General features: G+C 54.9%; 18 protein-coding genes. 10 read left to right on the forward strand and 8 right to left on the reverse strand.

What is annotated here, in order from left to right:
* Window positions 1-12 precede the first annotated feature (12 nt).
* Both ACOTY9_RS08855 and rlmKL read right to left on the reverse strand, forming a co-directional pair.
* Window positions 13-1,920, reverse strand: a complete 1,908-nt coding sequence (locus ACOTY9_RS08855) for an ABC transporter ATP-binding protein (protein ID WP_014883246.1) — start codon at window positions 1,918-1,920, stop codon at window positions 13-15.
* A 12-nt stretch (window positions 1,921-1,932) separates the two neighbouring features.
* Window positions 1,933-4,041: a bifunctional 23S rRNA (guanine(2069)-N(7))-methyltransferase RlmK/23S rRNA (guanine(2445)-N(2))-methyltransferase RlmL gene (gene rlmKL, locus ACOTY9_RS08860; RefSeq protein ID WP_023332608.1), complete on the reverse strand. Its 2,109-nt coding sequence runs from the start codon at window positions 4,039-4,041 to the stop codon at window positions 1,933-1,935.
* A gap of 98 nt (window positions 4,042-4,139) precedes the next feature.
* Between rlmKL and ACOTY9_RS08865 the strand changes: the two genes are divergently transcribed.
* Window positions 4,140-5,249 (forward strand): YcbX family protein, encoded by a 1,110-nt coding sequence (locus tag ACOTY9_RS08865; RefSeq protein WP_421637337.1) that lies wholly within the window; start codon window positions 4,140-4,142, stop codon window positions 5,247-5,249.
* Here the strand turns inward: ACOTY9_RS08865 and zapC are convergent.
* Together zapC and pyrD are read right to left on the reverse strand one after the other, a co-directional pair.
* Window positions 5,246-5,788 carry a cell division protein ZapC gene (zapC, locus tag ACOTY9_RS08870; protein WP_014883243.1) on the reverse strand — a complete coding sequence of 181 codons (543 nt, stop codon included), beginning with the start codon at window positions 5,786-5,788 and terminating at the stop codon, window positions 5,246-5,248. The genes ACOTY9_RS08865 and zapC overlap by 4 nt on opposite strands.
* A gap of 165 nt (window positions 5,789-5,953) precedes the next feature.
* Window positions 5,954-6,964, reverse strand: coding sequence for a quinone-dependent dihydroorotate dehydrogenase (pyrD, locus tag ACOTY9_RS08875; RefSeq protein ID WP_014883242.1), 1,011 nt, complete (start codon window positions 6,962-6,964; stop codon window positions 5,954-5,956).
* Between the two features lie 249 nt (window positions 6,965-7,213).
* On the opposite strand from pyrD, the gene ssuE reads away from it, so the two are divergent.
* The 5 genes from ssuE to ssuB are packed head-to-tail and all read left to right on the forward strand — an operon-like array spanning window position 7,214 to window position 11,454.
* Complete coding sequence (gene ssuE / locus ACOTY9_RS08880; RefSeq protein ID WP_014883241.1) at window positions 7,214-7,789, forward strand: NADPH-dependent FMN reductase; 576 nt, start codon at window positions 7,214-7,216, stop codon at window positions 7,787-7,789.
* Window positions 7,782-8,744 (forward strand): sulfonate ABC transporter substrate-binding protein, encoded by a 963-nt coding sequence (locus ACOTY9_RS08885; RefSeq protein WP_014883240.1) that lies wholly within the window; start codon window positions 7,782-7,784, stop codon window positions 8,742-8,744. Before ssuE ends, ACOTY9_RS08885 begins: the two co-directional genes overlap by 8 nt.
* Complete coding sequence (ssuD, locus tag ACOTY9_RS08890; RefSeq protein ID WP_032637061.1) at window positions 8,741-9,886, forward strand: FMNH2-dependent alkanesulfonate monooxygenase; 1,146 nt, start codon at window positions 8,741-8,743, stop codon at window positions 9,884-9,886. The genes ACOTY9_RS08885 and ssuD overlap by 4 nt, the downstream gene beginning before the upstream one ends.
* A gap of 9 nt (window positions 9,887-9,895) precedes the next feature.
* Window positions 9,896-10,687 carry an aliphatic sulfonate ABC transporter permease SsuC gene (ssuC, locus tag ACOTY9_RS08895; protein ID WP_014883238.1) on the forward strand — a complete coding sequence of 264 codons (792 nt, stop codon included), beginning with the start codon at window positions 9,896-9,898 and terminating at the stop codon, window positions 10,685-10,687.
* Window positions 10,684-11,454 (forward strand): aliphatic sulfonates ABC transporter ATP-binding protein, encoded by a 771-nt coding sequence (ssuB, locus tag ACOTY9_RS08900; protein ID WP_063861074.1) that lies wholly within the window; start codon window positions 10,684-10,686, stop codon window positions 11,452-11,454. Before ssuC ends, ssuB begins: the two co-directional genes overlap by 4 nt.
* Window positions 11,455-11,556: 102 nt before the next feature.
* On the opposite strand, the gene pepN is transcribed toward ssuB, so the two are convergent.
* A complete protein-coding gene (gene pepN, locus ACOTY9_RS08905; RefSeq protein ID WP_348565656.1) occupies window positions 11,557-14,169 on the reverse strand; it encodes an aminopeptidase N in 2,613 nt (870 codons plus the stop codon).
* A gap of 254 nt (window positions 14,170-14,423) precedes the next feature.
* Here pepN and pncB point away from each other — a divergent pair, with 254 nt between their 5' ends.
* From pncB to aspC, 4 genes are all read left to right on the forward strand, one after another.
* Window positions 14,424-15,626, forward strand: coding sequence for a nicotinate phosphoribosyltransferase (gene pncB, locus ACOTY9_RS08910; RefSeq protein WP_248189688.1), 1,203 nt, complete (start codon window positions 14,424-14,426; stop codon window positions 15,624-15,626).
* Between the two features lie 165 nt (window positions 15,627-15,791).
* The gene (gene asnS, locus ACOTY9_RS08915; protein WP_014883234.1) at window positions 15,792-17,192 is read left to right on the forward strand and encodes an asparagine--tRNA ligase; all 1,401 of its coding nucleotides are present in this window, start codon (window positions 15,792-15,794) and stop codon (window positions 17,190-17,192) included.
* Window positions 17,193-17,798: 606 nt separating this feature from the next.
* Window positions 17,799-18,905 (forward strand): porin, encoded by a 1,107-nt coding sequence (locus ACOTY9_RS08920; protein WP_014883233.1) that lies wholly within the window; start codon window positions 17,799-17,801, stop codon window positions 18,903-18,905.
* A 184-nt stretch (window positions 18,906-19,089) separates the two neighbouring features.
* Window positions 19,090-20,280 carry an aspartate transaminase gene (aspC, locus tag ACOTY9_RS08925; RefSeq protein WP_200557798.1) on the forward strand — a complete coding sequence of 397 codons (1,191 nt, stop codon included), beginning with the start codon at window positions 19,090-19,092 and terminating at the stop codon, window positions 20,278-20,280.
* Between the two features lie 52 nt (window positions 20,281-20,332).
* Here the strand turns inward: aspC and ACOTY9_RS08930 are convergent, their stop codons facing one another.
* From ACOTY9_RS08930 to ldtD, 3 genes are all read right to left on the reverse strand, one after another.
* Window positions 20,333-20,980: an MBL fold metallo-hydrolase gene (locus ACOTY9_RS08930; protein WP_014883231.1), complete on the reverse strand. Its 648-nt coding sequence runs from the start codon at window positions 20,978-20,980 to the stop codon at window positions 20,333-20,335.
* 20 nt (window positions 20,981-21,000) lie between these two features.
* Window positions 21,001-21,552 (reverse strand): YcbK family protein, encoded by a 552-nt coding sequence (locus ACOTY9_RS08935; RefSeq protein ID WP_014883230.1) that lies wholly within the window; start codon window positions 21,550-21,552, stop codon window positions 21,001-21,003.
* Between the two features lie 175 nt (window positions 21,553-21,727).
* Window positions 21,728-23,551: a L,D-transpeptidase gene (gene ldtD / locus ACOTY9_RS08940; protein ID WP_180253525.1), complete on the reverse strand. Its 1,824-nt coding sequence runs from the start codon at window positions 23,549-23,551 to the stop codon at window positions 21,728-21,730.
* Between the last annotated feature and the right edge of the window lie 172 nt (window positions 23,552-23,723).

Genomic DNA, 23,723 nt, shown 5'->3' on the forward strand with positions numbered 1-23,723 from the left:
TGTTATCCCTGTTTATGCGCCGTTCTTCAGAGACTCAAGGTACTCCCAGCGCTCAAATGCTTCTTCCAGGGCTTTTTCAGCCGCGGACAGTTCAGCCAATACTTTCTGAGTATAGTCATGCGACTGGGTAAAGAATGAGGCATCAGCAACCTGTGCCTGAAGATCTTCAAGCGCCGCCTCCAGCTCTTCCAGACGCTGAGGAAGCCCCTCCAGTTCGCGCTGCAGGTTATAGCTTAGTTTAGCCGAGCTTTTCTTGACTGTTTCTGCTTTTGTTACAGCAGGTTCAGCACTTGTTTTGGACTTTGACTGTTTTTGCGCCAGAGACTGTGACTGCTGCCCTTTTGCATCGTGGTACCCGCCCACATACTGTCCAATTCGCCCTTCCCCTTCGAAGATCCAGCACTCGGTCACGGTATTATCAACGAACTGACGATCGTGGCTGACCAGCATCACGGTTCCCTGGTACCCGTCGATCAGCTCTTCCAGCAATTCCAGCGTTTCGACATCCAGATCGTTCGTCGGTTCATCAAGGATCAGCAGGTTGCTTGGCTTCAGGAACAGACGTGCCAGCAACAGGCGGTTACGTTCCCCGCCGGACAGGGCGCGAACCGGCGTCATCGCACGTTTCGGATGGAACAGGAAGTCCTGCAGGTAGCCCAGCACATGGCGCGGCTTACCGTTTACCATGACCTCCTGCTTACCTTCAGCGAGGTTATCCATTACCGTGCGGTCCGGATCCAGCTCCGCGCGGTGCTGGTCGAAGTAGGCGACTTCAAGTTTGGTGCCGCAGTGAATACGGCCGCTGTCAGCCTGCAACTGGCTCAGCATCAGCTTCAGTAATGTGGTTTTGCCGCAGCCGTTGGGGCCAATCAGCGCAATTTTGTCGCCGCGCTGGACCTGAGCAGAGAAATCTTTTACCAGCACTTTGCCGTCAACCTGATAGTTAACGTTTTCCATTTCGAAGACAATCTTGCCGGAGCGGGATGCCTCTTCAACCTGCATTTTGGCGCTGCCCATCACTTCGCGGCGTTCGCTGCGCTCGCGGCGCATCGCTTTCAGGGCACGCACACGGCCTTCGTTACGGGTACGGCGGGCTTTGATGCCCTGGCGGATCCAGACCTCTTCCTGCGCCAGTTTGCGGTCAAACTCAGCATTCTGCAGCTCTTCCACGCGCAGGTTTTCTTCTTTCTCCAGCAGATAGGTATCGTAATCGCCAGGATAGGTGACCAGCTTACCGCGGTCGAGATCGACAATACGGGTCGCCATATTGCGAATAAACGAACGGTCGTGCGAGATAAAGATGATGGTGCCGCTGAAGGTTTTCAGGAACCCTTCCAGCCAGTCAATGGCTTCGATATCCAGGTGGTTCGTCGGTTCGTCCAGCAGCAGCACTTTCGGCCCGCTGACCAGCGCGCGGCCCAGGGCCGCTTTACGCAGCCAGCCGCCGGAGAGCGCAGACAGCTCCATATCCGCTTCCAGACCAAGCTGTGCCAGCACTTCATTAATGCGGTTTTCAAGCTGCCACAGGCCGTGGTGATCGAGCATCTCCTGCACTTTTGCGAGCTCATTGAGATTCTTGTCGCTCGGGTCGGTCATGACCAGATGCGAAATCTCGTGATAGCGCTTCAGGTATTCCGCCTGCTCAGAGATCCCCTCCGCCACGAAGTCGTACACGCTGCCGGTGACATGGCGCGGCGGGTCCTGCTGGAGGCGGGAGACAATCAGATCCTGCTCGTACACGATGCGGCCGTCATCCAGCCCCTGCTCGCGGTTGAGGATTTTCATCAGCGTGGATTTACCCGCGCCGTTACGGCCCACCAGACAGACGCGTTCGTTATCTTCGATATGCAGCTCTGCATTATCGAGAAGCGGTGAGTCGCTGAAAGAGAGCCACGCGCCGTGCATACTAATTAAAGACATTTACTTTTCCTTTCAGACCGCGGTAATCAACCAGCAGTTATGGATTTGACGGTTACGGGCGAAGTCCTGAGACAGCGTTTTTTGGCTAATTTCTTGTGCTTTCAGTCCCAGGGCTGCTAAACCGTCGTGATCCATACGGAAGCCGCGTTTGTTGTTCGAGAACATAATGGTGCCGCCTTTACGCAACAGGCGCTTCAGGTCGGTCATCAGGCGCAGGTGGTCGCGTTGAACGTCAAAGCTATCCTCCATGCGCTTAGAGTTGGAGAAGGTCGGCGGATCGATAAAGATTAGGTCGAACTGTTCATCGGTATCACGCAGCCAGCCCAGCACGTCAGCCTGCATCAGGCGATGCTGGCGCCCGGTTAAACCGTTCAGACGCAGGTTACGCTCGGCCCACTCCAGGTAGGTACGCGACATATCCACGGTAGTGGTGCTGCGCGCGCCGCCGAGGCCGGCATGCACACTCGCGCTGCCGGTATAGGAGAACAGGTTGAGGAAATCTTTCCCCTTGCTCATCTGGCCGAGCATACGGCGGGCGATACGGTGGTCAAGGAACAGACCGGTATCGAGATAGTCGGTCAGGTTAACCCACAGGCGGGCGTTATATTCGCCCACTTCAATGTAGTCACCCTTCTCGCCCATCTTCTGGTACTGGTTTTTGCCCTTCTGACGCTCGCGGGTTTTCAGCACCAGCTTGTTCGGCGCAATGCCCAGCACGGCAATGGTGGCCGCAATCACGTCCAGCATACGCTGGCGCGCTTTTTGTGCATCAATGGTTTTTGGCGGAGCATATTCCTGAATGACGACCCAGTCGGCGTAGCGATCAACCGCCACGTTGTACTCCGGCAGGTCGGCATCGTACAGGCGGTAACATTCAATCCCTTCCTGCTTCGCCCACTTCTCGAATTTCTTCAGATTCTTGCGCAGACGGTTGGCGTAATCTTCCGCCACGCCGGTTGGCTTACTGTCCGCCGCTTTTTCTGCCAGATGGTAGTTTTTCTGCACACAGTCCAGCGGACCGTTTTTTGCTTTAAACTGGCGATCGGCGCGCAGTTGCAGACAGCTCAACAGCTCCGGCGATGCGCTGAACAGAGACAGATTCCAGCCGCCAAAATAGTCTTTCATATTGCGGCCCAGCAGGCTGTGCAGGGCGATCAGCGCCGGTTCGCTGTCCAGACGCTCACCGTATGGCGGGTTACTGATGACGGTACCGTAAGGGCCTTTCGGCAGCGGGTTGGTCAGGTTCGCGACATCTTTCACGTCGAAGGTGACCAGCTCACCGATACCCGCTCGACGGGCGTTGCTTCGCGCACGTTCAATCACGCGCGGGTCGCTGTCCGAACCATAGAAATGCGAGGTGTACTCTGCCAGGCCTTTACGCGCACGGCTCTGCGCGTCATCTTTGACCTCTTTCCAGAGGGCTTCATCATGCTGCGCCCAGCCTTTAAAGCCCCAGTGACCGCGGTGCAGCCCTGGCGCACGGTCGGTAGCCAGCATTGCGGCTTCAATCAGCAGCGTACCGGAACCACACATCGGATCGAGTAGCGGTGTGCCCGGCTGCCAGCCGGAGCGCATCACAATGGCTGCGGCAAGGGTTTCTTTGATCGGCGCCATCCCGGTGCGATCGCGATAGCCACGTAAATGCAGACCCGCGCCGCTCAGATCGAGAGAAATGCTCGCCGTGTCGCCGTTCAGCCAGACGTTGATACGCAGGTCCGGATTTTCGCGATCGACATTAGGGCGTTCCTTATTCTTACGGGTGAAGCAGTCCACAATGGCGTCTTTCACGCGCAGCGCACCGTACTGACTGTTGCGGATCTCATCGTTCACGCCGTTGAAATGCACCGCAAAGGTGGCATTTGGGGTGAAGATCTCTGTCCAGTCGATCATCTGTACGCCGGTATAGAGGTCAAGGTCGCTATAGACCTTGCACTCCTTCATCGGCAGCATGATGCGCGACGCCAGACGGCTCCACATCAGGCTCTGGTAAATAAGCCGCGTGTCGCCCTCAAAATGGACACCACCCTGAACTACCTGGCACTCTTGCGCACCCAGGGCTTCCAGTTCAGTTTTTAACAGCTCTTCCAGCCCACGGGCCGTACTGGCAAACAGAGAATTCATATCGTCACTTTTACTCTTAGAAAATTGTCGCGCATTATAGCTAATATGGCGTGTATGTCATAAAGTTGAAGGCTTATTTTCATTTGCGGGAGTATGCAGTGGCGACGTTATCCAGGCTTTTTATTCATCCGGTGAAATCCATGCGCGGCATTGGCGTTTCTCACGCACTGGCAGACATGAGCGGATTTGCCTTCGATCGTATTTTTATGGTCACCGAGCCTGACGGTACGTTCATCACCGCGCGCCAGTTCCCGCAGATGGTTCGCTTTACCCCTTCCCCGCTTCATGACGGATTGCATTTGACCGCGCCGGACGGTTCCAGCACGGTGATTCGTTTTGCTGATTTTGCGCCCGTCGACGCGCCAACGGAAGTCTGGGGTAACCATTTTACCGCGCGCATCGCCCCGGAAGAGATTAACCGCTGGCTAAGCGGTTTCTTCTCCCGCGACTTGCAGCTGCGCTGGGTGGGGCCTGAACTGACGCGCCGCGTGAAGCGCCACGATGCCGTTCCGCTCTCCTTCGCCGACGGCTTCCCGTTCCTGCTGACCAACGAGGCGTCGCTGCGTGATTTACAAAACCGCTGTAAGGCCAGCGTGCAGATGGAGCAGTTCCGTCCGAACCTGGTGGTAACCGGTGCCGATGCGTGGGAAGAAGACACCTGGAAAACGATCCGCATTGGTAGCGTCATCTTTGATGTCGTCAAGCCGTGCAGCCGCTGTATCTTTACCACCGTGAGTCCGGAAAAAGGGCAAAAGCACCCCTCTGGCGAACCGCTGAAAACGCTGCAATCGTTCCGCACCGCCCAGGATAACGGCGATGTCGATTTCGGCCAGAACCTGATCCCCCGCTCCAGCGGTGTGATCCGCGTGGGCGATGAGGTCGAAATCCTCGCCCGCGGGCCTGCGAGAGTGTACGGCGCCGGTCAGGAAGAAGAAAGCGTTGAAGTTGAGACGAACGTCGCCTCTGCCGTGGATATTCACTGGCAGGGCAAAATTATTCGTGGCAACAATCAGCAGGTGCTGCTGGAGCAACTGGAACAGGCCGGTATTCGCGTACCGTATTCTTGTCGTGCGGGAATCTGCGGATGCTGTCGTATCAAGCTGGTAGAGGGAGAGGTGACTGCGCTGAAGAAATCGGCAGTGGGAAACGACGGCACAATTCTGTGCTGTAGCTGCTTACCGAAAACATCCGTACAGCTGGAAGCTTAAACCGCCTGTTCGAGGCTGAAGGAATCGACACGCACCTGTGGCTTCAGCCTGTCATTCATGACTTTGATCGCATCCCCTAACTGCATTACACGCCCGGCAATCGTCACGCCGGGTTGTGCCAGCAGACAAAGCGCAGCATTTTCGCCCGGCTCCACCACTAACAAACTCACCTCTTCGGCGGTATCGCTCAGATTGACGCTGGCCGCATCACCCGTTGCTGGCGTCCAGTTCATGTCGTGCGGCAGGAAATGCCAGCTTTTCGGCATTTGCGGTTTCAGGAAACGAATCGCCACCAGCGCATTTAATACCAGCTCGGCACGTTGCTCTTTAGAGAGCACCAGATCGCGGCATTTTTCTTCAAAGGAGAAATAAAGTGCAGCATCGTCAACGCAAAAGCCCGAGGGTGAAAACGCGTCCGGGGTTAACATTCGGCGGGCAAAACGAGAACGAAACAACATGCCATTGGCTAAATCGAGCATCATACGATCGTGCTCGTCGCAAAAATACCAGCGCCAGTTATCGTCAGGTTTAATTCGCATGTTTCTCTCCCGTCCCCAAACGTCCTGTACTAAAAATGTCCTGATTGTCGCTTCGTTTATAACATCATTAATAAAAGACCAGAATGTCTAAATAAGCAACAGTGACGGAATATAAAACAACCAGGGCTGGAAATAAAGCCCTGGTTGTCTGATTAAGAGAAAAGATTAGATATGCGTAACGATTTCTTTAATCAGCGGCGGTCCTTTAAAAATAAAGCCGGAATAGATTTGCACCAGCGATGCCCCTGCCGCCATCTTCTCGCGCGCAGCAATGACCGAATCGATACCGCCGACACCAATAATCGGCAAACGCCCTTTTAATTCTGCAGACAGAGCACGAATAATTTCGGTGCTTTTTAATTGTACCGGACGGCCACTTAACCCACCCGCTTCGTCACAGTTTTTCATTCCCTGAACGAGGGAGCGATCGAGCGTCGTATTGGTCGCAATAACACCATCAATATTATGGCGAACTAAACTGTCGGCAACCTGGATCAATTCTTCAGGCGAAAGATCCGGCGCGATCTTCACCGCGACCGGAACATATTTATGGTGGATCGCCTGCAGTTCATTTTGTTTATTTTTAATGGCGCTGAGAAGATCGTCCAACGCTTCGCCATATTGTAAAGAACGCAGGCCCGGGGTATTCGGCGATGAAATATTCACCGCGATGTAACCGGCATAGGCGTAGACTTTTTCCATACAAATCAGATAGTCATCTTTACCTTGCTCAACCGGCGTGTCTTTATTTTTACCGATATTAATGCCCAGCACCCCATCGAAATGGGCTTTTTTCACGTTCTCGACCAGGTGATCAACGCCGAGATTATTAAAGCCCATGCGGTTGATCAGCCCTTCGGCTTCCACCAGGCGGAACAAACGCGGCTTATCATTTCCCGGCTGTGGACGCGGGGTAACGGTACCGATTTCAATGGAGCCAAAGCCCATTGCGCCCAGGGCATCAATGCACTCGCCGTTTTTGTCCAGACCGGCCGCCAGACCCAGCGGGTTTTTAAAGGTCAGACCCATGCACTGCACAGGTTTTTCCGGCACATTCTGGCGCACCAGAGCCGCCAGAGGCGTTCCGGTAATGCGACGTAATTGCTGGAATGTCAATTCATGAGCGCGCTCAGGGTCGAGCTGGAAAAGGGCTTTACGAACGAAGGGGTAGTACATGAACTCTCCTGGATTCCCGGTGTGCAAACCGGGAGGGGATTATGGGCGATCCCGCTGCGAAAAGGAATTGACCTGCGGCAAAAAAATCAGCGTAAAACGCAAACGTTTACCTCCCGGTCTCTTTCTTATGCACTTTTTCGCATTTTAATTGCAGATAAATCATTTAGTGGAATAACCGCGCGGTGTCACACTCCTGAAAATTGTTATGAATGTTAGATAAAAGCAAACAATTGGTTATAAGGAGGAAGTATGCGCGTCATTACCCTGGCCGGAAGTCCACGATTCCCTTCGCGTTCCAGCGCCCTGCTGGAATATGCCCGTGAAAAGCTCAATGCGCTGGATGTGGAAGTGTGCCACTGGAATCTGCATAACTTCGAACCCGAAGATTTGCTGTACGCCCGTTTCGACAGCCCTGCGCTGAAAACCCTCACAGAGCAACTGAAAGAGGCAGACGGTTTAATCGTGGCGACACCGATCTATAAAGCCTCTTTTTCTGGCGCACTGAAAACCCTGCTCGATCTACTGCCGGAGCGCGCGCTGGACGGCAAAGTGGTGCTGCCGCTGGCAACGGGCGGAACGGTTGCCCATTTACTGGCGGTGGATTATGCCCTGAAACCGGTCCTGAATGCCCTGAAAGCACAAGAGATTCTCCATGGGGTTTTCGCGGACGATTCGCAGGTCATTGATTATCAACACAAGCCGCACTTTACGCCGAATCTGCAAACGCGCCTCGATGCAGCGCTGGAAACCTTCTGGCACGCGCTGCATCGCCGGGATATCCAGGCACCTGCGTTTGGCCAGCCTCAAGGAGTCGCACATGTTTAAAACCTTAACCCGCCTCGGGCTGGCTGGCCTGATGGCCTTGACCGGGCTGGCTCAGGCCGCAGAAACAGCGCCGGACAGTTTACGCATTGGCTATCAGAAAGGCAGCGTCAGTATGGTGCTGGCAAAAAGTCACCAGCTTCTGGAAAAACGCTTCCCGGACACCAAATTTGCCTGGATCGAGTTTCCTGCCGGTCCTCAAATGCTGGAAGCCTTAAACGTAGGCAGTATCGATCTTGGCAGCACAGGCGATATTCCGCCGATATTCGCCCAGGCTGCGGGAGCGGACCTCGTTTATGTCGGCGTTGAACCGCCTAAACCGAAGGCCGAAGTGATTCTGGTGCCTGAAAATAGCGAGATTAAAAGCGTTGCCGATCTAAAAGGTCATAAGGTCGCTTTTCAGAAAGGCTCCAGTTCACACAACCTGCTGCTTCGCGCCTTGCAGGAGGCCGGGCTGAAATTCACGGACATTCAGCCCGTTTACCTGACTCCAGCCGACGCTCGTGCCGCGTTCCAGCAGAAGAATGTTGATGCCTGGGCTATCTGGGATCCGTACTACTCCGCAGCATTACTGCAAGGAGGCGTGCGTGTGCTGAAGGATGGCACGACGCTGAAGCAGACCGGCTCGTTCTACCTTGCCGCGCGTCCTTACGCGGAAAAGAATGGCGCATTTATTCAGAGCGTACTGGATACCTTTACGCAGGCCGACACGCTGACCCAAAGCCAGCGTCAGGAAAGTATTGCGCTGCTGGCGAAAACCATGGGCTTACCTGAACCGGTGATTGCGAGCTACCTCAGCCACCGTCCGCCGACCACCATTTCACCCGTGGATGCGCACGTCGCCGCGCTTCAGCAACAAACCGCTGACCTCTTCTATCAAAACCGCCTTGTGCCAAAACAGGTCGATATTCGCGAACGCATCTGGCAACCCGCAGGCAAAGAAGGAGCTAAATCATGAGTCTGAATCTTTTCTGGTTTTTACCCACCCACGGAGATGGCCACTATCTTGGCACTGAAGAGGGTTCCCGCCCGGTTGACCATGGCTACCTGCAGCAGATTGCACAGGCGGCGGACCGCATCGGTTTCACCGGCGTGCTGATCCCAACCGGGCGCTCATGTGAAGATGCCTGGCTGGTCGCCGCGTCGATGATCCCGGTCACCCAGCGTCTGAAGTTCCTGGTTGCGTTACGTCCAGGCGTGGTCTCCCCCACCGTGGCGGCGCGTCAGGCGGCAACGCTGGACAGACTCTCCAACGGTCGCGCCCTGTTTAACCTGGTGACGGGCAGCGATCCGCAGGAACTGGCAGGCGATGGCGTGTTCCTCGACCACACCGAGCGCTATGAGGCTTCTGCCGAGTTCACCCGCGTCTGGCGGCGCCTGCTTGAAGGTGAAACCGTCACCTTCGAAGGCAAGCATATCCACGTTCGTGACGCGAAACTCTATTTTCCGCCGGTACAACAGCCACGCCCGCCGCTCTATTTCGGCGGGTCGTCGGATGTAGCCCAGGATCTGGCAGCGGAGCAGGTCGATCTGTATCTGACCTGGGGCGAACCGCCTGAGCTGGTGAAAGAGAAAATTGCCCAGGTGCGCGCTAAAGCGGCCGCCCATGGCCGCAAGGTGCGCTTCGGTATTCGTCTGCACGTGATTGTTCGCGAAACCACTGAAGAGGCCTGGCGGGCGGCAGACCGTCTGATATCCCATCTGGACGATGAGACCATCGCAAAGGCGCAGGCCGCGTTTGCCAAAACCGACTCTGTCGGACAGCACCGAATGGCATCCCTGCACAACGGCAAGCGCGAGAAGCTGGAGATCAGCCCGAACCTGTGGGCAGGCGTTGGCCTGGTGCGCGGCGGTGCGGGCACGGCGCTGGTCGGGGACGGCCCGACCGTGGCAGCGCGGATTAATGAATACGCCGACCTCGGTATCGACAGCTTTATTCTCTCCGGTTATCCGCACCTGGAGGAGGCCTACAAAGTGGGCGAGCTGTTATTCCCGCATCTGGATGTGGCCATCCCGGAAATACCGCAGCCACAGCAGCTTCAGCTGCAGGGAGAAGCGGTGGCAAACGAATTTATCCCTCGAAAAGCCGCGCAAAGCTAAGGAGTGACCATGTCTGCCACCTCACAAAAATGGCTGCTGCGCGCCGCGCCGTGGTTTTTACCCGTCGGCATTGTGGCTCTCTGGCAGCTCGCATCATCCACCGGCTGGCTGTCGAGCCGTATTCTGCCCTCTCCTGAAGGCGTTGTAGAAGCGTTCTGGTCGCTGAGCGTCAGCGGTGAGCTGTGGCAGCATCTGGCGATCAGTTCCTGGCGCGCGGTGATTGGGTTCTCTATTGGCGGCAGCATCGGGCTGGTGCTGGGGTTGATCAGCGGTCTTTCCCGCTGGGGTGAGCGGCTGCTGGATACCTCCATTCAGATGTTGCGTAACGTGCCGCATCTGGCGCTGATCCCGCTGGTCATTCTGTGGTTTGGGATTGATGAGAGCGCGAAGATCTTCCTCGTGGCGCTGGGCACGCTGTTCCCGATTTACATTAATACCTGGCACGGCATCCGCAATATCGATCGCGGCCTGGTGGAGATGGCGCGAAGCTATGGCTTGTCGGGTTTTTCGCTCTTTCTACACGTGATCCTGCCGGGCGCCCTGCCCTCCATCATGGTCGGGGTGCGTTTTGCCCTCGGCCTGATGTGGCTGACGCTGATTGTCGCGGAAACCATTTCGGCTAACTCTGGCATCGGCTACCTGGCGATGAACGCCCGCGAGTTCCTGCAAACGGACGTCGTGGTGGTTGCCATTATCCTTTATGCCCTGCTCGGCAAACTGGCCGACGTCAGCGCCCAGTGGCTGGAACGCAGCTGGCTACGCTGGAACCCGGCGTATACCCTTCAGGAGGCGAAAGCATGAATACGGCACGACTGAATCAGGGGACACCGTTACTGTTAAACGGCGTGACAAAACGCTACGGCGAAAACACCATTCTTAACGCGCTGGATCTGCATATTCCCGCCGGGCAGTTTGTGGCCATTGTCGGGCGCAGCGGCGGCGGCAAGAGTACGCTGCTGCGCCTTCTGGCCGGACTGGAATCCCCTAACGGCGGCGACATTCTGGCAGGGACAACGCCGCTGGCCACTATTCAGGACGATACCCGCATGATGTTTCAGGATGCGCGACTGCTGCCCTGGAAGACGGTGATTGATAACGTCGGGCTGGGGCTCAAAGGACACTGGCGGGATGAAGCCCGTCAGGCGCTGGCCGCCGTCGGACTGGAAAACCGCGCCGGTGAATGGCCTGCTGCGCTGTCGGGTGGGCAGAAGCAGCGCGTGGCGCTGGCACGGGCGTTGATTCATCGTCCGGGCCTGCTGTTGCTTGATGAGCCGCTCGGCGCGCTCGACGCCTTAACGCGGATCGAAATGCAGGATCTGATTGAATCCCTGTGGCAGACGCATGGATTCACGGTTCTGCTGGTCACGCATGACGTCAGCGAAGCCGTGGCGATGGCCGACCGGGTGCTGTTAATAGAAGACGGAAAAATTGGTCTGGATCTGACGGTGGATCTTCCACGTCCTCGTCGTGTCGGTTCGGCAAGAATGGCGGAGCTGGAGGCAGAAGTGCTGGATCGGGTGATGAAGCGCGGGGGAACGGAGTTACAGCGAGTTAAGGCTAATGCCTGATGCCCTCACCCCGGCCCTCTCCCACAGGGAGAGGGAGAAAACACAAAAAACGGCAACCTGGGTTGCCGTTTTGCTTTTACCTGCCCACCGGGCTTTTTTACATCACGCTAAGGCTTTCGCGATCTTCTCGTACAAATCGCCGGACAGGTTTTCCAGCCCTTTCAGCTGTTCAAGCGCGGCGCGCATTTTCGCCTGACGCTTCGCATCGTAGCGTTTCAGACGGATCAGCGGCTCAATCAGACGCGACGCCACCTGCGGGTTACGGCTGTTCAGTTCAGTCAGCATTTCCACCATGAACTGATAACCGCTACCGTCCTCCGCGTGGAACGCGGCCGGGTTGCTGCTGGCAAACGCACCAATCAGGGAACGCACGCGGTTCGGGTTACTCATGGTGAACGAACGGTGCTTCAGCAGGCTGCGGACTTTGCTGAGCGCATCGGCCGCCGGGCTGGTCGCCTGCAGAATGAACCATTTGTCCATCACCAGACCATCCTGATGCCACTTGTCGTCGTACTCCTGCATCAGCGCATCGCGGCACGGCAGTTCAGCGGCAACGCTCGCCGCCAGCGCGGCCAGCGCGTCGGTCATATTGTCCGCTTTATGATACTGCATGCTCACCAGCGTGTTCGCCAGCTCGGTTTCACCAAACGCCAGATAACGCAGGCAGGTGTTACGCAGAGAACGTTTACCAATGTCCGCGTGCTCAACGCGATAAGCATCAAGCTTATTGGCGTTATAGATGGCGAGGAATTCGTCCGCCAGTTCAGCAGCCAGCGTGCGGGTCAGCGCTTCACGCACGGCCACGATGGCAATCGGGTCAATGATGTCAAACAGCTCGGCAATTTCAGTTGCCGACGGCAGGGTCAGAATTTCAGCCGCCAGCGCCGGATCAATAGATTCATCCAGCAGGATCGCACGGAACGCGTCTGCTACATGCACCGGTAGCGTCAGCGGCTGGCCCTGCTGATAACGGTTCACGTTCAGCTTGATGTAGGTCGCCAGCAGACTCTGCGCGGCATCCCAGCGGGAGAAATCGTTGCGGGCGTGACGCATCAGGAACGTCAGCTGCTGATCGCTCCACTTGTACTCCAGCTTCACCGGGGCGGAGAATTCGCACAGCAACGCAGGCACCGGCTGGAAATAGACGTTATCGAAGATAAAGGTCTGCTCTGCCTGGGTTACGTTCAGTACGTGGTGTACCGGATGACCGCCCTTCTGCAGCGGGATCACTTTGCCTTCGTTGTCATACAGCTCAATGCTGAACGGAATGTGCAGCGGATGTTTTTCTTCCTGCTCGGCGGTTGGCGGCGTGCGCTGGCTGATGGTCAGGGTGTATTGCTCGGTTTCCGGGTTGTAGTCGTCTTTAACGGTGACAATCGGCGTCCCGGCCTGGCTGTACCAGCGGCGGAAGTGCGAGAGATCCACGTTAGAGGCATCTTCCATCGCCTGCACAAAATCGTCACAGGTCGCCGCGCTGCCGTCATGACGCTCAAAATAGAGTTGCATCCCTTTCTGGAAGTTCTCTTCGCCCAGCAGGGTGTGGATCATACGGATAATTTCAGCGCCCTTCTCATACACCGTCAGGGTGTAGAAGTTGTTCATCTCAATGACTTTATCCGGACGGATAGGGTGCGCCATTGGGCTGGCATCTTCCGCAAACTGCAGGCCGCGCATAGTGCGGACGTTGTTGATACGGTTTACCGCACGAGAGCCCAGATCGGAGCTGAACTCCTGATCGCGGAAGACGGTCAGTCCCTCTTTCAGGCTCAGCTGGAACCAGTCACGGCAGGTGACGCGGTTACCGGTCCAGTTATGGAAATACTCGTGGCCGATGACGCGTTCGATATCAAGGTAGTCTTTATCGGTAGCGGTGTCGGTACGTGCCAGTACGTATTTGGAGTTAAAGATGTTGAGACCTTTATTCTCCATCGCGCCCATGTTGAAGAAATCGACGGCGACGATCATATAGATGTCGAGGTCGTATTCGAGGCCGAAACGTTCTTCGTCCCACTTCATGGAGTTGATGAGCGAGGTCATCGCCCACGGTGCGCGGTCAAGGTTGCCACGGTCAACAAACAGCTCCAGCGCCACTTCACGCCCGGAGCGGGTTTTGAACGTATCGCGCAGCACATCAAAATCACCCGCCACCAGCGCAAAGAGGTAGCACGGTTTCGGGAACGGATCCTGCCACTGCACCCAGTGACGACCATTTTCCAGTTCGCCCTCACCGACGCGGTTACCGTTGGAGAGCAGGAACGGATAAAGCGTTTTATCGGCGATGATTTTCGTCGTGAAGCGCGCCAGGACGTCCGGGCGGTCCAGGTACCAGGTGATATGGCGGAAACCTTCGGCTTCACACTGGGTACATAGAGCCACGCCTGACTGGTAAAGCCCTTCCAGCGCCGTGTTGGCTGAAGGGCTGATTTCATTCACGATGCGCAGCGTAAAGCGTTCCGGCAGGTTGTCGATGACCAGCTGGTTGCCTTCTTCTTTATAGTCTGACCAGGGTTCATCATTAATATGCAGGGAGACCAGCGTCAGGTCTTCGCCATCGAGACGCAGCGGCACGGCAGTCGCACTGTGGCGCGTCACCTGACTCACCGCCGTCACGACGGTTTTTGTGGCATCCAGGTCAAACGTCAGGTCGATATCGCTAATCAGGTATTCCGGCTCACGGTAGTCGTGGCGGTATTTGGCTTGTGGCTGTTGTGTCATAGAAAACCTTATGCATCGTTTGTCGAGTAACGTTTCAATATATTCCTGTTGCGCAAAACGCGCTATGCAGAATGTTCATCTTTTCAGGCAGAAACACCTTTTTCGCTACATTTGTATAACACGGGGCACAAAATGCCCTCGACCATAAAGTGTGCTTATGTTGTGATCGGGGTTCAATAAATCACTAAACAAGGTATACTCCGGAGTTGTTTATTGTACTAAACGCTCCCGTGAGAGGATGCTACAGCGCACCTATGACTCAATTCGCTTCTCCGGTTCTGCATACGTTGCTGGATACCGACGCGTATAAACTGCATATGCAGCAAGCCGTTTTCCACCATTACTATGACGTTCACGTCGCGGCGGAATTCCGCTGCCGTGGTGACGATTTGCTCGGTATCTACGCAGACTCCATTCGTGAACAGGTCGATGCGATGCAGCATCTGACGCTGCAGGACGATGAATACCAGTGGCTTTCTGGCCTGCCTTTCTTTAAAACCGATTACCTGAACTGGCTGCGTGATTTCCGCTATAAGCCGGAGCAGGTCACCGTGACCAACGAGAACGGCAAGCTGGATATTCGCCTTGAAGGTCCGTGGCGGGAAGTGATCATGTGGGAAGTGCCGCTGCTGGCAGTGATCAGCGAGTTGGCTCACCGCTACCGTTCGCCGGAAATGGGCGTCGCCCAGGCGGTCGCCTCGCTGGAAAATAAACTTGCAGCCTTCACCACGCTGACCGAAGGGCTGGATATGTCCCGCTTCCGCCTGATGGACTTCGGCACCCGTCGCCGTTTCTCTCGCGAGGTTCAGCAGGCCATCGTTAAACGTCTGCAGCAGGAGCCGTGGTTCGTGGGCACCAGTAACTACGACCTGGCGCGTCGACTCAACCTGACGCCGATGGGCACCCAGGCGCACGAGTGGTTCCAGGCGCATCAGCAAATCAGCCCGGAGCTGGCTAACAGCCAGCGCGCGGCCCTCGCCGCATGGCTTGAGGAGTACCCGAATCAACTCGGGATCGCCCTCACCGACTGCATTACGATGGATGCCTTCCTGCGTGACTTCGGACCCGAGTTTGCTGAACGTTATCAGGGGTTACGCCACGATTCCGGGGACCCGGTTGAATGGGGCGAGAAGGCGATAGCCCATTACCAAAAACTCGGCATTGACCCGATGAGCAAGGTGCTGGTTTTCTCCGATAATCTTGACCTGGCAAAAGCGGTTGAACTTTATCGCCATTTCAACACCCGAGTGAACCTGAGCTTCGGGATTGGTACCCGTTTGACCTGCGACATTCCTCAGGTAAAACCTCTGAATATTGTTATAAAGCTGGTGGAATGTAACGGTAAGCCGGTGGCGAAACTCTCCGACAGCCCGGGTAAAACCATCTGCCATGACAAAGCGTTTGTCCGCGCATTGCGCAAAGCCTTCGATCTCCCGCAGATCAAAAAAGCCAGTTAAGCGCTTACGGGAGCCTGAAGGGCTCCCTTCCCTTATTTATTTCTCAATTCTTCTCTTTTGACTGCGAAATTTACTTGTCTGATAGCGGATGGCAGGTAACATAGATATCCCCCCATAAGGGTGGACAAGTGTTTATTTTTTCCGACTATTAACAGAGAGAATATTATGAGCGTTGTGCCTGTAGCCGACGTACTCCAGGGCCGTGTCGCCGTTGACCAGGAAGTCACCGTGCGCGGATGGGTGCGTACCCGCCGAGATTCTAAAGCTGGCATCTCCTTCCTCGCCGTCTATGACGGTTCCTGCTTTGATCCTGTACAGGCCGTCATTAATAATTCTCTGCCCAATTACAATGATGACGTTCTGCACCTGACAACCGGCTGTTCCGTCATTGTGACCGGCGTGGTTGTGGCGTCTCCGGGTCAGGGCCAGAGTTTCGAAATTCAGGCCTCTGCGATTGAAGTGACCGGCTGGGTTGAAGATCCGGACACCTACCCGATGGCGGCAAAACGTCACAGCATTGAGTACCTGCGTGAAGTGGCGCACCTGCGTCCACGTACCAACCTGATCGGCGCGGTGGCACGCGTGCGCCATACGCTGGCTCAGGCGCTGCATCGCTTCTTCGATGAGCAGGGTTACTTCTGGGTGTCTACCCCACTGATCACCGCCTCCGATACGGAAGGTGCGGGTGAAATGTTCCGCGTCTCGACGCTGGACATGGAAAACCTGCCGCGCACGCCAGAAGGTAAAGTGGACTATGACAAAGACTTCTTTGGTAAAGAGGCATTCCTGACGGTATCCGGTCAGCTCAACGGCGAAACCTACGCCTGTGCACTGTCTAAGATTTATACCTTCGGCCCTACCTTCCGTGCTGAAAACTCCAACACCAGCCGCCACCTGGCGGAATTCTGGATGCTGGAGCCGGAAGTGGCGTTTGCTAACCTCGACGATGTCGCCGGTCTGGCAGAAGCGATGCTGAAGTACGTCTTCAAAGCGGTGCTGGAAGAGCGTCCGGACGATATGAAGTTCTTCGCTGAGCGCGTAGACAGCGATGCGGTCGCCCGTCTGGAACGTTTTGTCTCTGCCGACTTTGCGCAGGTGGACTATACCGACGCGGTTGCGATCCTCGAGAAATGCGGTGAGAAGTTCGAGAACCCGGTTTACTGGGGCGTTGACCTGGCGTCTGAGCACGAACGCTATCTGGCCGAGAAACATTTCAAAGCGCCGGTTGTCGTTAAAAACTACCCGAAAGACATCAAGGCCTTCTATATGCGCCTTAACGAAGACGGTAAAACCGTCGCAGCGATGGACGTCCTGGCGCCTGGCATCGGTGAAATCATCGGTGGTTCTCAGCGTGAAGAACGTCTGGATGTGCTGGACGCGCGCATGGAAGAGATGGGTCTCAATCCTGCGGACTACAGCTGGTATCGCGATCTTCGTCGTTACGGCACCGTTCCGCATTCAGGTTTCGGCCTGGGCTTCGAGCGTCTGATCGCCTACGTTACCGGTGTTCAGAACGTGCGTGATGTGATTCCGTTCCCGCGTACGCCACGTAACGCCAGCTTCTAAGAGCAAAAAACAGACCATGGCCAGCATTTGCTGGCCATTATTTTATTCTGCACTGTCAGTTTTCGTCAGCGCAAAGTCAGTGTTTTTAAAGCACCACCCCGTCACAACCACTACCTGTTACGTTTTGTTTCCGAGAAACATCTAGCCACAAAAAATAAACCCTATTCTTATTGCGATTATTACACCCTCAAGCAATAGCACAATTTTCAACCACTTTTTCAGCCATCCAGAAGTCTTTTTTCGGTCATAAGAAAAAACGAATCGTTTAACATCTGTTTATAGGAATTGCCTTTATCCAAATTAATCATAAGGAATTCATATATATAGTAAACAATCTGCTGTTTAATTCGCCAGGGCGTTCTGAAATTTGAGATGGTTCACAAAGTTCCGAAAAATACACATTTAGTTACACATATTTTCTTTTTGTAACTCAATCTTGAGAATTGTAGCACTTTCAGGCTAGCGAAACGCTTCGGTGAATGGAAAGATGCCTGTCAGATACATAAAGACACCTAACTCTCATCAATAGTTCCGGAAATATTTATTGACAGAATTTATTGACGGCAGTGGCGAGTGTCATAAAAAAACCAATGAGGGTAATAAATAATGATGAAGCGCAATATTCTGGCAGTGGTAATCCCTGCCCTGCTGGTAGCCGGTGCAGCTAACGCTGCAGAAATCTATAACAAGAACGGCAACAAACTGGACTTCTACGGGAAAGTTAACGCCGAGCACGATTTCGTGACCTCTGGTGATAACACTAACAACAACGACGCAACTTACGCGCAGATCGGTTTCAAAGGCGAAACTCAGATCAACGACCAGCTGACCGGTTACGGCCAGTGGGAATACCGCTTCATGGCCAATGATGCGGAAAACACTGCACAGAAAAACAAAAACCGTCTGGCCTTTGCCGGTCTGAAAGCGGGTGACGCTGGCAGCATCGACTACGGTCGTAACTACGGTATCGTTTACGACGTTGAGTCATACACCGATATGGCACCGTCCTTCTCAGGAATGACCTGGGGCGGTAACTACGTTGATAACTTTATGACCAGCCGTAGCACCGGCCTGCTGACCTACCGTAACAGCGATTTCTTCGGTCTGGTTGACGGTCTGAGCCTGGGCGTACAGTACCAGGGTAAAAACGACCGTGCTGACGTTAAAACCTCTAACGGTGACGGCGTAGGTTACTCCCTGGGTTACGACTTCGGCGAAGGCTTCGGTGCAATCGCATCTTACAGCAACGCTAACCGTACTCTGAACCAGAAAGCTGATGGTCAGGGTGACAAAGCTGAAGCATGGGGTGTTGGTCTGAAATATGACGCTAACAACCTGTACCTGGCAACCACCTATGCAGAAACCCGTAACACCACCCGTACCGGTTCTAGCGGTGATGCTGGTTTTGCTAACAAAACCCAGAACTTCGAAGTGGTTGCTCAGTACCAGTTCGACTTCGGCCTGCGTCCAGCCATCTCCTACGTGCAGACCAAAGGTAAAGACCTGGCTGCCGTCGGCGGCTTCAGCGGTGGCGATGCAGACCTGGCTAAATTCATCCAGGTAGGTACCACTTACTACTTCAACAAAAACTTCAACGTGTGGGCTGACTACTACATCAACCTGCTGGACAAAGACACCGACTACGCGAAAGCGGTTGGCGGTCTGAACGGCAACGACGATATGGCTGCTGTGGGTGTAACCTACCAGTTCTAATCAGAACACCACTTTGTTATATGCTTAATGAACAGGGCTTCGGCCCTGTTTTTTTATGCCTGACAGAAAATAATGGCGACTTTTGAAAAGCCGCACGCTTTTCGTCGCAAACGGTTGGCATTTTGTAAATCTACCGTTAACCTGATAGCGGATTTCACTTCTGTAATCACAATGGAACTTCGTCATGTTTGAGAACATTACCGCCGCTCCTGCCGACCCAATTCTGGGCCTGGCCGATCTGTTTCGTGCCGACGACCGCCCTGGCAAAATCAACCTGGGTATTGGTGTATATAAAGATGAAACCGGCAAAACCCCGGTACTGACCAGCGTAAAGAAAGCTGAGCAGTATCTGCTGGAAAATGAAACCACCAAAAACTACCTCGGTATTGATGGTATTCCTGAATTTGGTCGCTGCACGCAGGAGCTGCTGTTCGGTAAAGGTAGCGCAATTGTGAGTGACAAACGTGCGCGTACAGCACAGACACCAGGCGGTACCGGCGCACTGCGTGTGGCGGCGGATTTCCTTGCGAAAAACACCTCTGTTAAGCGTGTCTGGGTGAGCAACCCAAGCTGGCCGAACCACAAGAGCGTCTTTAACTCTGCAGGTCTGGAAGTGCGCGAATATGCATACTACGATGCGGCAAACCATGCTCTCGACTTTGATGGCCTGCTGGCAAGCCTGAACGAAGCGCAGGCGGGTGATGTGGTGCTGTTCCACGGCTGCTGCCATAACCCAACCGGTATCGACCCGACGCTTGAGCAGTGGGAACAGCTGGCTAAACTCTCCGTAGAGAAAGGCTGGCTGCCGCTGTTTGACTTCGCCTATCAGGGCTTCGCCCGTGGACTGGAAGAAGATGCAGAAGGCCTGCGCGCTTTTGCAGCCGTACACCAGGAATTGATCGTTGCCAGCTCCTACTCCAAGAACTTCGGTCTGTACAATGAGCGCGTAGGTGCCTGTACGCTGGTTGCGGCTAACGACGAAACCGTCGATCGTGCCTTCAGCCAGATGAAATCGGTTATCCGCGCGAACTACTCTAACCCACCGGCACACGGTGCGTCCGTTGTTGCAACCATTCTCAGCAACAATGCGCTGCGCGCGATCTGGGAACAAGAGCTGAACGATATGCGCCAGCGTATCCAGCGTATGCGTCTGCTGTTTGTTAATACTCTGGCCGAGAAAGGCGCAGACCGTGACTTCAGCTTCATCATCAAACAGAACGGCATGTTCTCTTTCAGCGGCCTGACCAAAGAGCAGGTTCTGCGTCTGCGTGAAGAGTTTGGCGTATACGCCGTGGCTTCCGGTCGCGTGAACGTGGCAGGGATGACGCCTGACAACATGGCGCCTCTGTGCGAAGCGATTGTCGCCGTACTGTAATTTACGCCCACAAAAAAGCCTGCGTTCAGCAGGCTTTTTTATTTAACCAGGTTTACCAGACAGGCATTTCATCCTGAAGGAACGGATTATGGAGCCGTTCATAGCCCAGCGTCGACATCGGACCGTGTCCAGGGATAAACGTCACGTCATCGCCCAGCGGCAATAACTTCTGTTTGATCGACTGAATCAGCTGCCCGTGATCGCCGCGCGGAAAATCGCTGCGTCCTACGCCGCCTTTGAAAATCACGTCGCCCGAAATCAGCAGACGAGACTGGTCATCAAAGAAGACGATATGGCCTGGCGTATGCCCAGGACAATGCAACACCTGTAAAGTCACATTCCCTACGTTAACGCGCTCTCCTTCGTTCAGCCAGCGATCGGGCGTCAGAGGCTGACACTCATCAAGGCCAAACATGCGGCTTTGGGCAGGTAACCCCTGCAGCCAGAACTCATCTTCTTTTTCCGGACCGATGATCGGCACACCAAAATGCTGTGCCAGCTCTGCCGCTGCGCCAACATGATCGAGATGACCATGCGTCAGTAAAATCTGCATCAGCGTCACACCGCTGTCGGCGACTTCCTGCTTGATTTTCTCGGCGTCGCCGCCGGGATCAACAAGCGCGGCCAGTTTGGTTTGCTCGCACCAGATCAATGAACAGTTCTGGGAGAACGCGGTAACCGGAATAATACGATAGTTCATACTGCTCCTGTGTTTCGTTATTACCAGTGCCGGACCGGACCGGTATCAATATGCACAAAGTTGCTGCTGGGGTAATATCCTACACCACCTGCGCGCATAGATAACGCAGCTTTGCGAATATTGGCTAACGAAACGCCTTCAATATGGAAATCCATTGCCTGTCCCTTCGTGTGATAGCTTTTTTTTGCTACCCCACGGCTATGGGCGCGTAGTTCATTATTGGTATCCAGTGAGCGATAACCAGAAATGAGCTGCACGGGCTTCCTGGTGCCCAGCAGGCCCTGAAGGCGGAACAACTGATCAAACAATCCTGGGTCGATGGCTTTTACTTTATTCGCGCGGAAATCACGGAAAAAATGGTTGAGTCTTGCTAATTCATCCTGAATATAGCCTCTGCCATCGAAAAACTCCGCTTTTAGCGACTCACCGGTATGAAGATTGTTGAGCGTTAAAACTCGCGGACGAGGTGTCGAGAGGGTGGCAAATGCTGGCGTCGGCAAGATGGCCGCTGCGCCAAGCGCAACACCACCTAACGCCAGCAGTTTGCGGCGATTAGCGTCAAATTTGTCCATGATAATCAGGTCTACAGGTCAATGAAATCGTAAGTATGCTTAGCGCACGAAGGGCACCTTAACTGGCAAAACGGGGTACGTCAAGGCGCCCAACCCCAGTGAATACGCGGCTTACAGCGATATCGCCCCCTATTCACCATAACTTACGACAATCATTTTTCCCGAACTACTTCATTTACCTGATTAATTGTTCCGCTTTTGGCAAAATTTGTGCGCCGGATCGCGCAGTGAGATCATAATTGTAAATATCTGTACGATACTGAGTGCGCCCGTCTTCACCCACAAACGCCGTCAGATAGTAAAGATTGACCGGAATGTTGTGTCGAATATTCACGTAGCGCGTATCCCCCTGTTTCAGGGCGTCAGAAATACGCGTATCGTTCCAGCCCGCATCCTGCAACAGCATATTGGCCAGCTCCGAGGCTTTGTTTACGCGCACGCAGCCTGAACTGAGGGCGCGGGTATCTTTCTGGAACAAGTTGTGGTTCGGCGTATCGTGCAGATAGATAGCATCTGAACTCGGCATATTGAATTTGTAACGCCCCAGGGAGTTATGCGCCCCGGGAGCCTGCTGGAAGCGGAACGGCAGGTTGGAAGCCGTAATCGTCGACCAGTCGACCATGTAAGGATCAATCGCCTCTTTACTGTTCCAGCCGCGCATCACCGTATAGCCATGACGTTCCAGATAACCCGGATCGTTCCAGACCTTTGGCAGAATGTCTTTACGTGCCAGCGTCGGCGGCACGTTCCACGGTGGGTTAACCACCACGTTATTTAACGCGCTGCTCATCATCGGTGTTTTACGATCCGGACGCCCGACAATGACGCGCGAGGCCAGTTTTTCGCTGCCATCCTGATAATAGACCAGGGAATAGGCCGGAATATTCACCATAATGCCTGTGGACAAGGTGCCCGGCAGCAGGCGCAAACGCTGAATATTCAGTGCCAGCACCCCTGCCCGCTGCGCAGGAGAGACGTTAAGCCAGTCGCGCGTTGACGGACCTATTACCCCGTCGGCACCCAGCCCCTGCGCAGCCTGGAATTGCTTAACCGCAGCAACCAGTTCGCGATCGTATGCCGCAGGTTTATCGCTCAGGAGAGCGGCCTTCTTCTCTTTCACCGGCGCTGACGGGCTCACAACCGCGCTTTGCGGATCGTCGCCCGGCAGGGCAATCTTCGGCCCGCCCTCAAGAATACCGGAGCGTTTCAGGATTTCGCGCAGAGCAGGAACATCGCTGCTCCACTGGCCTGGACGCAGCGTCGCGGTACCCCGCATTTGCGGCCAGGGACGCGAGTCGCCCACCAGCGCGAGGAGCGACTCATGCAGGGTGGCATACTGCGGGTGCGCCGGGGCGAGACTGGCAATAAAGCGCGGCAGATCGCCATTATCCAGCGCCAGCTGCCACTGGTTGATCACCGACAGCGCTGGCGTCGCCAGCTTGTAGGGCTTATCGCTATATAACCAGCGGTTGCCGTTGACCGGAATACCCGCCACAAACTGCAGATAGCCCATCATGGCATCGGAAAGCACCACGTCCCGCGCCTGGCCAGTGACGGCTGGATCGGTTAACAGCTCAACCCACTTCGTAAACTGCGGCTGAAAACCCGCAATCGCCACTTCTGCCAGCTGCTGCTGGAACGCGCGCACGGCATCACGGTCTTCCCACATGGGTTTCATGTCCCGGGCAGCATAAAGCAGCGTGAGCTGATTGATATAGGCGGGCATGTAGCCTGACGGCAACCCTGAGAGGAGCTGCTGGCTAAGCGATTCGATATCGATGCCTTCCGGCAACGGCTTAATGCCGGCCATGACGGCGGTCGCCGGAGACTGTTCCAGCGGCTGAGACAATGACGTCGGCTGCGCGCCTGTCGCTGCGGAGCTGTCCGTCGGCACAATTTCAGGCTCGTCGGCCTGGGCGGTTAACAGTGGAGCAAACATCACTGCCAGGCATAAACTCAGCGCAGACAGCTGACGACCACATTCTTTCTTTAGCAACATCCCTTGCCCCCTGTTTTCACGACATGCCCATCACGGTGGGGCTTTCTTTTATTATAGGTAGACGGCAAACCTGTTGCCTTACCTTATGTAAAGAAGTTTAAAGATAACGCAGCCCTAAGCACAAGTTAAGTGAATAAAAAAAGCGGCGCTTTTGCGCCGCTCTTTGTAACAA

Source organism: Enterobacter cloacae complex sp. SHL012, from assembly GCF_049237505.1.
GTDB classification, from domain to species: Bacteria; Pseudomonadota; Gammaproteobacteria; order Enterobacterales; family Enterobacteriaceae; genus Enterobacter; species Enterobacter kobei.